General features: G+C 52.8%; 13 protein-coding genes. 9 read left to right on the top strand and 4 right to left on the bottom strand.

What is annotated here, in order from left to right:
* Nucleotides 1-13: 13 nt before the first annotated feature.
* The 3 genes from CUN67_RS28870 to CUN67_RS28860 all read right to left on the bottom strand — a co-directional run bounded on the left by CUN67_RS28870 (nt 14) and on the right by CUN67_RS28860 (nt 2502).
* On the bottom strand, nt 14-442 hold the full coding sequence (locus tag CUN67_RS28870; protein WP_208718975.1) for a WapI family immunity protein: 429 nt from the start codon (nt 440-442) through the stop codon (nt 14-16).
* A 10-nt stretch (nt 443-452) separates the two neighbouring features.
* Entirely contained in the window at nt 453-1130 is a 678-nt protein-coding gene (locus tag CUN67_RS28865) for a hypothetical protein (protein ID WP_254711452.1), read from the bottom strand.
* A gap of 247 nt (nt 1131-1377) precedes the next feature.
* Nucleotides 1378-2502 carry an alkene reductase gene (locus CUN67_RS28860; protein ID WP_208719600.1) on the bottom strand — a complete coding sequence of 375 codons (1125 nt, stop codon included), beginning with the start codon at nt 2500-2502 and terminating at the stop codon, nt 1378-1380.
* A 686-nt stretch (nt 2503-3188) separates the two neighbouring features.
* On the opposite strand from CUN67_RS28860, the gene CUN67_RS28855 reads away from it, so the two are divergent.
* The gene (locus tag CUN67_RS28855; protein WP_208718973.1) at nt 3189-4325 is read left to right on the top strand and encodes a porin; all 1137 of its coding nucleotides are present in this window, start codon (nt 3189-3191) and stop codon (nt 4323-4325) included.
* A 57-nt stretch (nt 4326-4382) separates the two neighbouring features.
* Here CUN67_RS28855 and rpiB read toward each other — a convergent pair whose 3' ends face one another.
* Complete coding sequence (rpiB, locus tag CUN67_RS28850; protein ID WP_021186464.1) at nt 4383-4841, bottom strand: ribose 5-phosphate isomerase B; 459 nt, start codon at nt 4839-4841, stop codon at nt 4383-4385.
* A 438-nt stretch (nt 4842-5279) separates the two neighbouring features.
* Here rpiB and CUN67_RS28845 point away from each other — a divergent pair, with 438 nt between their 5' ends.
* The 8 genes from CUN67_RS28845 (at nt 5280) to CUN67_RS28810 (ending at nt 13031) form a co-directional block, all read left to right on the top strand.
* Entirely contained in the window at nt 5280-6620 is a 1341-nt protein-coding gene (locus tag CUN67_RS28845; protein WP_208718971.1) for an MFS transporter, read from the top strand.
* Between the two features lie 2 nt (nt 6621-6622).
* Nucleotides 6623-8371: a dihydroxyacetone kinase family protein gene (locus CUN67_RS28840; protein ID WP_208718969.1), complete on the top strand. Its 1749-nt coding sequence runs from the start codon at nt 6623-6625 to the stop codon at nt 8369-8371.
* A gap of 3 nt (nt 8372-8374) precedes the next feature.
* A complete protein-coding gene (locus CUN67_RS28835) occupies nt 8375-9151 on the top strand; it encodes a triose-phosphate isomerase family protein (protein WP_208718967.1) in 777 nt (258 codons plus the stop codon).
* Nucleotides 9151-9960 (top strand): sugar phosphate isomerase/epimerase family protein, encoded by an 810-nt coding sequence (locus tag CUN67_RS28830; protein ID WP_208718965.1) that lies wholly within the window; start codon nt 9151-9153, stop codon nt 9958-9960. The genes CUN67_RS28835 and CUN67_RS28830 overlap by 1 nt, the downstream gene beginning before the upstream one ends.
* 5 nt (nt 9961-9965) lie before the next feature.
* Nucleotides 9966-10823: a phosphogluconate dehydrogenase C-terminal domain-containing protein gene (locus CUN67_RS28825; RefSeq protein WP_208718964.1), complete on the top strand. Its 858-nt coding sequence runs from the start codon at nt 9966-9968 to the stop codon at nt 10821-10823.
* A 121-nt stretch (nt 10824-10944) separates the two neighbouring features.
* Nucleotides 10945-11913, top strand: a complete 969-nt coding sequence (locus CUN67_RS28820) for a sugar-binding transcriptional regulator (RefSeq protein ID WP_208718962.1) — start codon at nt 10945-10947, stop codon at nt 11911-11913.
* Nucleotides 11914-12067: 154 nt separating this feature from the next.
* Nucleotides 12068-12511 (top strand): TOBE domain-containing protein, encoded by a 444-nt coding sequence (locus CUN67_RS28815; protein ID WP_208718960.1) that lies wholly within the window; start codon nt 12068-12070, stop codon nt 12509-12511.
* Nucleotides 12512-12548: 37 nt separating this feature from the next.
* Nucleotides 12549-13031 carry a glutathione peroxidase gene (locus tag CUN67_RS28810; RefSeq protein WP_208718958.1) on the top strand — a complete coding sequence of 161 codons (483 nt, stop codon included), beginning with the start codon at nt 12549-12551 and terminating at the stop codon, nt 13029-13031.
* Nucleotides 13032-13510: the final 479 nt, after the last annotated feature.

Below are 13510 nucleotides of genomic sequence, written 5' to 3'. Positions count from 1 at the left end.
TGAAACAACGCTGTTATACAGGCCAGTTAATCATCTCATTAAGGCCAGATATTATTGCTGGAAAATAGCTTTCATCAAGACCGAAGAAATCTGACAGTGTGACGCTATCAGCATGGCCTTCAGGTCTTAAGACCAGATCAACACCAACTGCGTTACCTACTGAAGACTGATGTAACTTAATTGATATCTGATTAAAAAGATCGCTGAAAACTACATCAGTATGTTTTGTTTGTGTTTTGAGCGATTGGTGCAGGCTGAGTAAATCGCTTCTGAACTGCGTCAGCTGACCAGCAGCAAACTCAGCTTCAAATGCTGTAGTGAGAACAGGTACAGAAAACTCTACCCAAACCATTATCCGATCATAGGAAGGGGCTTCTGGTTCGGGTATACGCTGGTAGGGTGACAAGTTAAATATTCGTGTGCCGCTCTGTATTTCAATCATCTTTCCAACCTTAAGGCATGTACTGGAAATGCATGATAGTCCAGTCTTTTTCTCTGACCAAAACCTCAAGCCTGTAGGGCTTGTGAAAGAAGGAACCTTTATTCTGTTTGTCTTCTACGAGCCTGTACATTTTTGTTTCATAACGAAAGAGTCCCGGTTCATTCATAGGGTCAGTCATCCGACGACCATAGCGGATGGCTTTCTCCTGTATTTGTATGGGTACGAACCTGGACGGATCTTTCATATGCCTGGCAACTGTGTCTGTCATTTTCAGAGAACGGGGTGACAATCCGATTTTTAGCCTGCCACGCAGAAGTCCTAATATTGAATGGCTCAGATTTACAGTTATGCCTTTCCTGGCTCCGCTCTGGAGAACTGCCCGTCCGGCAAGAAAGATTCTGAATGCGCCCGCTGCCAGAAGTATTAAGTCTGTTGGATCCAGGAGTGGTGATTCAAGCGGAGATTCTTCGAGTGCAACAAAATGCCCATCGGAGTCGTAAACCTGCCACAACCCCGGAGCCTGCGATACCGAGTAGCCAATGCACATACCTGTTTCGTCATCAACGATGGGCTTTGCACCATCAGGCATAAATCGCGGGCGAATTTCAAAGAACTCACCGTGGGGAAGTGGCGACCTGAAAGAATAATAGTGCCCCGGTTCGTCCCGTACAGTTAATCCATTCATCATGAAGAAAATTCCCTTTAGTTAAATCCGGTGCTGTACACATTATCACCACCCCCTTAGGTTGGGAAGGATAATAATTGACCTGGTACGCCACTACTCACTGGCATGGATAATCGCCATTTTTCATTTAATTTATTTTTTATCCTGAAAATAATCCATTTAGCGAGCCTTTATGCTGCATCTAATCAGTCTTTCAGTTCGCCTGAAAACCCCGCCATCCGGAGTATGGCGGGGCAGAATCAGCAGCAGATCACTCGTACTGCGGATAATCGGTATAACCCTTCGCCGTACCACCGTACATGCTGGCAGCATCGACAGCATTCAGCGGCCAGCCATTGGCGAAACGCGCCGGTAAATCAGGGTTGGCAATGAAGGGGCGACCAAAGCCAAAGATATCGCCCCAGCCAGCGTTGAGGATGCGCTCAGCGCGCTCTTTGGTATAACGACCCGCATACATGATGGTGCCACCAAAGATATTGCGAACTTGCTGGTAAAACGCGACTGGCAACTCCGGTGCGTTATCCCAGTCGGCTTCTGCAAGGGAAAGATAAGCGATGCCAATTTCCTGCAGGATTTTAACCGCTTCTGTATAGGTTTCGTGCGGGTTGTCCTCGACCAGCCCCAGATAGACACGCTCTTCTTTGGTGTCGTTAAACAGCGGTGAAAAGCGCACACCGACGCGGTCTTTTCCGGCGACATCAGCGACAGCCTGCACCACTTCACGCAGGAAACGCAGACGATTTTGCAGCGAGCCGCCATATTCGTCTTCACGCTGATTACTGTGGATGGACATAAACTGATTCACCAGATAACCGTTAGCACAATGAATCTCGACACCGTCAAAACCGGCATCCAACGCATTCTGCGCAGCTTTGGCGTACATCTTCACAATGTCCTTCACTTCGCTGGTTTCCAGCGCGCGAGGTACAGAAGCCGGTGCCAGCGTGCCAGTCCCCGGACCTGTCTCGATAAAGACTTTAACGTTATCACCCGCAGGAATGGCGGAGGGAGCCACGGGCGCGGCTTCCCCCGGCTGCAATGACGTATGCGAAACCCGACCAACATGCCACAGCTGGGCAAAAATGATGCCGCCACGTTCATGAACCGCGCGGGTGACGTTGCGCCAGCCTGCAACCTGCTCTGCACTGTGGATTCCCGGAGTCCACGCATACCCTTGCCCACGCGGCTCTATCTGCGTACCTTCAGTGACCATAAAACCCGCACTGCTGCGCTGGCTGTAGTATTCCGCCATTAACTCATTGGGGACATTACCCGGCTGCGAACTGCGTGAACGGGTAAGCGGCGGCAATACAATGCGGTTTTTCAGGGTGTACGGACCCAGATTGGTGGCGGTGAACAGATCGTTGTTATCCATCATGATACCTATATATCTATATTATTGAATATTAATGGGTGATAAAAATCAGAGCAGATCGAATGACATACCGGGGTGCTCATCCGCTGCTCAAGTGCATTCATGTATCTGGTGTGGAAGCATGCTAATCGCCATATTGAGATTTATCAATATCTAAATTCACATGAAATGGCGACAGGTACTATTAATTATTGTTTTTAATGATTTTTATTTACCGGGTACGGGTTATCTCAATGACTCCCGATGATGATTGATGACGTTATGAGATGCCTGTCCATTGTGATACTTTCTTTATTTGGCTTAAGTAAAATTCAAACAATCTTCATTCTATTTAGTTAACATTCTATCAACCAATCTTTGACCAGATTTTATTCAGAAAATTACCCGCATAACATAGAAAGATGACAGCCAGACTCAGGAAGTCTTATGATATCGAGCCTAAAGCTTCTTTCCGCATAAATTGGTAATTTAGATTAATAAATAACCGCACTGACTATAATTCATCCTGATAAAGTTCGATAGCTCATCATTTTCCGCATATATTCTCTTCAGATTAGTCCTGTTACTGAGAGCTATTCTTATCAATGCTAAGTGATATAAGAATTTTATATATTCAATACATTTCAATCATGGTAAAAATTTCAGCCCGCTTTTTCTAAGCGTTATCATAATAAAAAATGGATACTATGAAAAAACTCACCACATCACTATGTCTCACCACAGCCACGCTGCTGGCCGTAGCCAATTCAGCGCACGCTGAAATAACCATCCTTGAAAAGAACAAGGACAGCAATGCGCTGTTAGCGCCGCTGAGTCTGCAATTTGGCGGCAGTATTCGCCCTGAATTCATTTTTAATAATGGTCCGGAGCCGGGCTATTATAAGAATGGTCATGACGGTGGCACCCGTTTCCGCTTTAGTGGCGATTACGCACTCAGCCAGCATACATCGGTCATTGCCATGTATGAATTGGGTGTCGATCTGGCCAAAGCTGCCGGATGGGATAGCCATTATCCTGAAGGTAAACAGCGTGATACGCAGAGGAAACTGTACGCGGGTATCAAAGATGACCGTTACGGTACCCTGACTTACGGCCATCAGTACGGCATTTATTACGAAGTTGTGGGTATGAAAAGTGACGTCTGGGACAACGATGGTCACGCGGGTGGTACCGGTATTGGTATCAACGGCAACTACGACGGCGCAAACCGAGCCAGGAATAGCATCAAGTATAAAAATACTTTTGGTGATCTGACGGTTTATGCCAATTACCTGTTGCCCGAAGATAACCTGAATGCCGGGGACGGCCTTTTCTATCGTCGTAATAGCGGCCAGGGTTTAGGCTTCGATTATAATCTGACTAAATCGCTGACCCTGAGTGCAGCTTACAGCATCACGAATGCCACCATGCGTGATAATGATTATAACGAGAAGAAATATCATCAGCAGCTGTCTGGTACTGCGCTGACGTGGCAGCCAGGCAACTGGTATATTGTGGGAACCGCAAGTTACTACAAAGACTTTGTGCCGAGCACGCGTTATTCAACCGTCGACCATTATTTCGCCGGTAGCGGATACGGTCTGGAAAGTTTCGTCGGTTATACCTTCAATATCGATGCGCCGTGGTTCAAATCGGTGCAGCCTTATATTGCCGCTGACTCACTGCGCCTCAAAGGTGATGAAGAGTATCACGCTAACCACACGTATTTAGGTGTGGGCAATAACTTCGGCCACGGCTTATCCCTGTATGTAGAACGCACCATTGCCAGCACTTCAGATAATGAAGCAGACGCAACCTGGATTACGTTATTCTACGACTTCTGATAACGGCGCTGTCGTTAACTGAATAATAATGGAGCATCATCACGATGCTCCATTAAGTTACTTCGCCTGACAGACCTGTTCGTAATAACCGATCTTTTCGACTTTCGCCGTCGAGCCGCCCCCTTCAAACTCTGATGCCAGCCAGGCGTTGACGATATTCTTTGCCAGCTCCGGTCCAATGACACGCGATCCCATCGTCATAATCTGCGCATTATTACTTTTACGCGCACGCTCTGCGGAGAAAGTGTCATGGCATTGCGCCGCACGCACGCCTGCAACCTTATTCGCCACTATCGCCACGCCAATACCGGTCCCGCACAGCAGAATGCCACGGTCATGCTCACCCTGCTGGATAGCCGTAGCCAGCGCAAACGCCACATCCGGGTACATCGGACGATCGTTCTGCGCGTCATTGCTGTAATCCTGCACATCGTATTGCTTCTCTTCCAGATAGCGTTTAATCAGGTTTTTCAGATCGATAGCCGCATCATCGGCACCAATGGCAATGGTTTTCATACATCTTCTCCAGCAGGTTATGCGCTCAGGCCTGCGATCTACACAGGCGATCCACTATTCTCATACAGCCTGCCACAACAACGTTCATATGTTCAATATTAGTTCTTTTGTTTTTAGCGGGATTTTTTAACCGCCGCTGATAGCAAAGCCCTTAAAGCCGCAAATCCAGCCGGAGTAAGGCCTGAATTCCGAAATATTGATCAATTCCCTAACATATGAGCCGCCTCACATTTTTCGGAAATGGCGCTTGAGAGGCGCTCATTTATACGTGTAATGTTCATTTGTTCGCTACAGATACCAAAGCACAAGAAGACCCCTGAAGGACTCGAACATGTGTAATCAGCCCTGTATTTCGCCGTTCACTTGCAGCCACCACGCCGTTTGCGTCTGGCCAACACCGCTTATCAAGATCAACCACGCACGTCATGGAGGTGCGTTATGAGTCAGCAGAATCTGGCGGCGGTGGAGCAATCCGCTATCCGCAAAATATCCTGGCGACTGGTTCCCTTCGTTGCCCTGATGTTCTTTATTAACTTCCTCGATCGCACCGCCATCTCCTTTGCCGGCCCCAATGGTATGACCCAGGATCTGGGCATCACCGCCCTGCAATTTGGTCTCGCTTCCGGGGTGTTCTTTATCGGCTACATCGTGCTGGAAGTGCCGAGCAACCTGGCGCTGCATCGTTTCGGCGCGCGTCGCTGGCTGGCACGTATTATGATCAGCTGGGGGATCGTGTCGTTGCTGTTCACCTGGGTGAGTAGCGTGCAAGGCCTCTATACCCTGCGCCTGCTGTTGGGAATTGCCGAAGCGGGCTTCTTCCCGGGGGCGATTCTGTATCTCAGCATGTGGGTACCCGCCCGCCATCGCAGCAAAATCCTGTCGCTGTTTTATCTGGCACAACCTCTCACCGTGGTCTTTGGCGCACCGCTGGCCGCCGGGCTGATTGAGCAGCACGGTCTGTTCGGCCTGGAAGGCTGGCGCGTGATGTTTATGGGCGTGTCGATCCCGGCCATTCTGATCGGTATCGCTGCCCTGTTCTGGCTGGTGGATGCCCCGCGCCAGGCCAACTGGTTGAACGAAGAAGAAAAAAACTGGCTCACCCGCGAACTGGAAAAAGAGCATCAGACGAAACAACACCAGGCGCATCACAGCGTGCGTTCGGTGATGGGCAATGGCCGCGTCTGGATGCTGTGCCTGATTTACTTCGGTTTTATTTATGGTCTGTACGCGCTGGCGTTCTTCCTGCCCACCATCATCTCGGGCTTCCAGCAGCAGTTTGGCACCACCTTTAACGTGATGCAGAAAGGGTTGATCACTGGCGTGCCTTATCTGATCGCCGCTGTGGTGATGTTCTTCTGGTCGAAAGATGCCTCCCGACGTGGCTGCAAAACCTGGCACATCGCGATCCCGGCGCTTGCGGGTGGGATCAGCGTTCCGATGGCGCTGTATATGGATTCACCACTGGCCACCATTCTGGTGATAGCCATCACAGCCAGCTCAATCTTTGCTGCCTTGCCCAATTTCTGGACGCTGCCAACGCAGTTCCTGACTGGTGCCTCTGCTGCGGCAGCCATCGCTCTGATCAACACCCTGGGCAATGTCGCAGGCTTCTCAGCGGGCTATATCACCGGCGCGTTGCATGACGCCACCAACAGCTATGCCCTGCCAATGTTTGTGGTGGGTGGATTCATGCTGCTGTCCGCCGTTTTGATGCTGCTGCTTAACCGCCGCCGCTCGCAACCCCTGCATCAGCCAACTTCTCTCGCACAGGAGCAATAATAATGACGTACCTGTTTAACCAACCTTCAGCCTTTGCCGCTGAACTGATTGAAGGATTTGTCGCTGCTAACGCCGACAAAGTTCGTCAGGTGCCTGGCGGTGTGGTGCGCAGCACACGCAGCCAGCCGGATACCGTAGCCGTCGTGGTAGGAGGCGGCTCCGGACATTATCCGGCCTTCGCCGGTCTGGTTGGGCAGGGCCTGGCACACGGTGCCGCGATGGGAAATCTGTTCGCCTCCCCTTCTGCGCAGCAAATCTATAACGTGGCCCGTGCCGCCCACAATGGCGCTGGCGTGTTGCTGATGTTCGGTAACTATGCCGGGGATGTACTGCATTTCGGTCAGGCCTGTGAACGTCTGCGTGCTGAAGGCATTGCCTGCGAGTTGCTGGCGGTGACCGATGATATTTCCAGTGCCAGCGTCAGCGAACGCGAGAAGCGTCGCGGTGTGGCCGGTGATCTCACGGTGTTTAAAGCAGCCTGCGCGGCAGCTGAAGCGGGCTATGACCTTGCGGCGGTGCTGAAACTGGCGCAACACGCTAACGAACGTACCCGATCATTTGGCGTGGCGTTTTCCGGCTGTAGCCTGCCGGGAGCCACGCATCCGCTGTTTGAAGTGGAAAAAGGGCGCATGGCGCTGGGTATGGGGATCCACGGCGAACCTGGCATCAAAGAAGACGATGTTCCGCGTGCTGATGTGCTGGCGGAAATCTTTGTCGATCGGTTGCTGGGTGAACTGCCGCCAGACATCGGAAGCCCGGCCGGACAACGTGTCGCGGTGATCCTCAATGGTCTCGGCTCGGTAAAATATGAAGAACTGTTTGTGGTGTATCGCCGCGTCGCGCAACTGCTGGCAGAAGCACAATTGCAGGTGGTGGAGCCGGATGTCGGCGAGTTTGTCACCAGCTTCAATATGGCCGGTGCTTCCCTCACCCTGATGTGGCTGGATGATGAGCTGGAAACCTTCTGGCGCGCACCGGCCAATACCCCCGCCTACCGCAAAGGCAGCGTGATCGCCGCCGAGCCACTCAGCGCCACCGAATGTCAGGAAAGCGCGGAAGAACCCCTGCCCCAGGCAAGTGCGGAATCACAGGAAAGTGCGCAGCGTGTGCTGCACATGCTGGAGGCGGTCGCCGCCATGCTGCAACGCAATGCGCAGCAGCTGGGCGATATTGATGCCGTTGCGGGCGATGGCGATCACGGTATCGGGATGGAGCGTGGCTCGCTCGGTGCGGTGGCAAAAGCCCGTGACGTCGCGGCACGCGGTGCCGGTGCTGGCAGCCTGTTGTGTCGTGCTGCGGATGCCTGGGCAGATAAAGCCGGTGGAACCTCCGGGGCCTTGTGGGGCGTGGCGTTGACGGCGCTCGGTACTGCGCTTGGCGATCAGCAGGCACCCGATGCACAGCGTGTAGCCAACGGGGTGTTGCACGCCAAAGAAGGCATTATGCATTTTGGCAAAGCTCGTCCGGGCGACAAAACCATGGTGGATGTCCTGGTGCCGTTCAGCGACAGCCTGAGTGCTGCGGTCGCCAAAGGCAAGCCACTGACTGATGCCTGGCTGGAGGCGGCGCAGGTTGCCGACCAGGCCGCACAGGCCACCGCGCAACTGTTACCTAAAATGGGCCGTGCGCGCCCGCTGGCGGAAAAGAGCCTGGGTACCCCGGATGCCGGAGCCGTTTCGCTGGCGATGGTGGTCAATATCGTGGGCGGTCTGCTGAAAGAGCCCGCCACGACGACCGAGCAGGGAGCCTGAAGCATGCCACAACCGAAAGTCTGGCTCGGTGTCAGCCTGAAAATGTACTTTGGCTATCAGCAGACGCTGGCATGGTGTCGTGATGTCGCCGGTCTGGCGCAGCGTCATCCGGCAATCCGGAACGGTGATATCGTGTTATTTGTGTTACCCGCTTACCCGGCTATCCCGGCAGTCGCGGAGATCTTTGCCGATACGCCCGTGCGCTTCGGTGGTCAGGACGTCTGTCAGGCGGAGAATGGCGCCTGGACCGGCGAAGTGAGTGCCAGCATGTTGCAAGAGCTGCACTGCTCGCTGGCAGAAATTGGTCACGCCGAACGTCGCCGCCATTTTCATGAAGATAAAACCCAGATCGCCGCCAAGGTAGCGATGTCGTTACGTCATGGCCTGACGCCGGTGTTGTGCATTGGTGAAGAACACGAGGGTCGCCCCGATCAAGCCATTGCACTCTGCGCGCAGCAGCTGGCGGAAGCGCTGACAGAAGCGGAACAACAGGGCCTGCGCGGCAGCCTGTTGTTTGCTTATGAACCACAGTGGGCAATTGGTGCACCGCAGCCCGCGCCGGATGACTACATCCGGGCGGTGTGTGATGGCCTGCGTCAGTTACCCACCCCACCTGGTATGACCTTACAGGTGATTTACGGCGGCAGCGCCGGGCCGGGGCTGATCCAGCGTCTGGGTGGCAGCGTCGATGGGCTGTTCCTCGGACGCTTCGCCCATGACCCGAATGCGCTGGCGCAGATTGTTGATGAAGCCAGTGTGCTTTTACAGGAGATCCGTTAATGAGCCGTATCGGACTCAGTACCTATGCGTTTTTCTGGCGCATGTCAGCCAAAGTCCCGCACCCGCTGACGCTCAGCCAGATGCTTGAGCAGACTGCGGAACTGGATGTTTCCGTATTTCAGATTTGCGATTACCCGTCGATTGAAAGCTGGTCAGACGAACAGTTGCAGGCGCTGCGCCAGCAGGCCGATGCGCTGGGTATTACCCTGGAACTCGGCACCCGTGGGCTGGGCACCGCCCATCTGCGTCGTTATCTGCACATGGCCGCGATCCTCGATGCCCGTGTGGTGCGCTCCATGTTCTACACCGCCGATCATCGCCCCTCGCTGGAAGAAGCCGCTGAGTTGATCGCCGCAGTGCTGCCTGACTTTGCCCACCAGCAGGTGCGGCTGTGTCTGGAGACTTATGAGCAGGTCAACAGCGCCGCCATGATGTCGGTGATCAACAAATTCCTCTCACCGTGGCTGGGGGTGTGCCTCGATCCCGCCAACTGCGTAGCCGGGCTGGAACTCCCTGAGCAGGTGATTGCCAATACCGCCGCCCGCGTCGGCAATCTGCATATCAAGGATTTTGCTTTTACCCGCAGTGATGGCTGGGTCGGGTTTACCTTTGCCGGTTGTCCGATGGGGGAAGGTTTGCTCGATTATGACCGGATGATCGCCAGCGTGCGCCCGGCGGAAAAGGGTATCAATCAGATCGTTGAACACTGGCTGCCGTGGCAGGACGACGCCAGCCTGACCTGCGAGCGCGAAGCCGAATGGACGCGCCGCACTGTGGAATTCTTACGTAGTAAACAAGATCAGGAGTAATAACCATGAGCAATACACTGAAAACTATCACCGTGATTGGCGCAGGCGGCAAAATGGGCATGCGCATTTCTGCCAATTTCCAGAAAAGCGATTATCAGGTGTTTTATTGCGAGAATTCGCCAAAAGCCCAGGAACAGGTCACTGCCCAGGGTCGTGAGCTGTCGGATGCAGCCTCGGTGGTGCCGCTGAGTGACGTGGTGATTCTGGCGGTGCCGGATATCGTACTGGGTAAAGTGTCTGAAGGCGTGGTGCCGCAGATGAAGAAAGGCGCTGTGCTGCTGACCCTCGATCCGGCCGCAGCCTATGCCAACCTGATTGCTCAGCGTGAGGGCATCGAATATGCCGTGGCGCACCCCTGCCACCCTTCGGTGTTTCTGGCGCGTTATACCAAAGAAGAACATGCCGATGCCTTTGGTGGCGTGGCCGCCGTTCAGCACGTTGCTGCGTCCTATGAAACCGGCAGCGATGAGCAGAAAGCCGAGCTGAGTAAAGTCATCAGCGTGATGTACGGCCCGGTTGAGCAGGTCCACTGGGTTACCGTGACCCAGCTGGCCTATCTGGAACCAACGCTGGTGGAAACCGTCGCCTGTATGGTCGGTGCCTTTATGAAAGAAGCGCTGGACGAAACAGTCAAACACAGCGGCGTCCCAGAAGAAGCGGCGAAAGCGATGCTGTATGGTCATATTCAGATCGCACTGGCGGTGGCGTTCCGTGCCACCAACCCCTTCTCCGATGCCTGCATGATCGCCATGGAATATGGTCGTGAGAAAATCGTGAAACCAGACTGGAAACAAATCTTTGACCAGAAAGAACTGGATATCGTTATCGCCCGCATGCTGAAAATTGACGCAATCCGCCGTTAACCGTGATGATGATTACGGCTTGCGATGCCGCTGTCTGGCAAAGCGAGCCGTATCAGTGATATAACTCCTCCCTATTGCATATCGACTCACCCAGACATCTCGCTGCCAGGCAGGTTAACCAATGAATAAAAACACGCTATCTCAGGATGCCGAGCTGCTGACGGAAATTGCCGTTGCCTATTATCAGGATGAAATTACCCAGGAAGAGATTGCGCGTAAGTTTGGTATTTCCCGCATTAAAGTCGGTCGTCTTCTGAAACGGGCACGCGAAGAAGGCATTGTCGAGATTAACGTACGCTACCATCCGGTGTTCAGTACCCGCCTGGAGCAACAACTGCTGGAGCGTTTTCCGCAGTTGCAGCGGGCGCTGATTGCGCTGGATCTCCAGGATGCAGAAGAACAACGCCGCCAGGTTGCAGCACTGGTTTCCGCTCATCTGGCACAATCGCTGAAAGACAACACCGTGGTCGCAGTCGGCCAGGGAAGCAACGTAGCGGCGGTCGCCGATCATCCCGGTCAGGTGCCGATGCGTAATTGCCACTTTATCTGCGGTATCGGCGGAACGCACCGCCCCGGTGATGCCATCAATGCTGACCATATCAGCCGTCGCCTGGCGAAGAAGTTTGGTGGCACCAGTGAATCCCTGTATGCCCCGGCCTATGTGGAAAACCGTGCGTTAAAAGACGCGTTTATGCAGAACGGTACCATTAAAGAAACGCTGGATCGCGCACGCAAAGCCGATATCGCCCTGGTGGGCATCGGTGATATGAATGAAAACAGCTATATGGTGAAACTGGGCTGGTTCACTCCGCACGAAATTATCGACGCCAGTGTGAATCAGGGCGTGACCGGAGACATCGCCGGGTATGATTTCTTCAATGCACACGGGGAGCATGTCGATACCGTCATGAACGATCGCGTGATTGGACTGAGCATTGATGAATTGCGCAAGATCCCCTGCGTGATTGCTGTGGCCTCAGAGAACACCAAAGCGATGGCGATTCTCGGTGCGCTGCGTACCGGTGCCATTGATATCATTGCCACCACGGCACAGAACATCCGCACGATCCTCAGCTTGTCGAAAAAATAATCTCCCTGAGGGCGACATTAATGCCGCCCAGTGAAGTCATAGAGAGGTTGTCGGATGTCTCAGGGCCAGAAGCGGACGTCTGAGACGATATAGTTGGTCCGGTTTTCATCTACACTTCTGACAATCCTCACCTTCCCACAACCAGGAGAATGACATGTCGGTTTCTGCACGTAATCAATTGCACGGCAAAGTTTCTGCGGTTCATCACGGCTCCGTGAATGATGAAATTGAAATTTCCCTTAATAATGGCGGAACACTGGTCTCGGTGGTGACCAGTAACAGCAGAATCAGGCTTGGGCTGGAGCAAGGCAAAGAGGTCGTAGCACTTATCAAAGCACCCTGGATTATCCTTGCTTCCGAGGATAACGGAATGTTGTTTTCAGCGCGTAATCAATTTCCTGGCAAGATTACTTCGCTTGAAAAAGGCGCAGTAAACGCAACCATTCACCTTCTGACAGATGAAGGTACGAATTTGACAGCCGTTATTACAAACGAAAGTATGGTGGAGATGGATCTCAACGAGGGCAAAAGAGTTATTGCCCTGATTAAAGCGTCTTCTGTACTACTTGCAGTAAAACAACCTGATGTAAGCGCGTAAATACTTTACGAACAGGTTCTGCTTTGAGGATTTCGATATGACCACCTTTCATCAACTTACAGCCACCAGTCTGAGCGGCCAGCTTATTTCTATGGTCGACTACGCTGGTAAGGTGGTTCTGGTCGTCAATACCGCCAGCCATTGTGGTTTCACGCCACAATACGGCGGCCTTGAAGCGCTTTACAGGAAATACGCCGCTCAGGGTTTGGTGGTACTTGGTTTCCCCTGCAACCAGTTCGGGAAACAGGAACCCGGCGGTGCCGACGAAATCGCCCAGACCTGTCACATTAACTACGGTGTGAGCTTCCCGATGTTTGAGAAAATCGAGGTCAACGGAACCGCAGCGCACCCGGTGTTTCGTTATCTGAAAAACGAATTGCCGGGCGTGCTGGGTGGGCGGATCAAGTGGAACTTCACTAAGTTCCTGATCGGCCGCGACGGCAAACCGCTCAAGCGTTTTGCGCCGATCACCACCCCGGAGAAAATGGAAGCCGCAATCCTTGCTGCACTTGAAATTTAAGTGTTCCGGTAATTCGAACCATGCAATGGTAGAGCGCTGCCGAAAAACTCAATACTCGTAACCAGCAAGCGCATACCCTGGATCACCTGATAGCGTAATTTTCAGGGTATGAAAGTCTATATTTCACTCATGACGGCCCTCTAATGGGCCGTCAGTGAGGCAGTTAAGTGCCAGATATAGTCATTCACACCCTGAGAGTTACACTTTTAAGTGATTCAGGGTATGCGCTTATTGGTTACGAATATTGTGCCAGAATCATGTGATTTGATGATTGCCGCTTTGCTTTCGAGCCAGTAAGTGCTCCACGTTCGCTAACGAATACTCAGGGCATGCAGAAAAACTGCTGACTATATTTCTTTCGAAGAGCGTGGAATGCATACCAATCCCCGATAAAAGGAGTTGGTGATGACTGCGAAAGATCAGTTTGCTGCTCATGTTGGTCTGGACTGGGCGGATAAAAAACATGGATAAAAAACATG

Source organism: Pantoea cypripedii (assembly GCF_011395035.1).
Taxonomy (GTDB): Bacteria; Pseudomonadota; Gammaproteobacteria; order Enterobacterales; family Enterobacteriaceae; genus Pantoea; species Pantoea cypripedii_A.
This window is presented reverse-complemented; position numbering and strand designations above follow the sequence as displayed.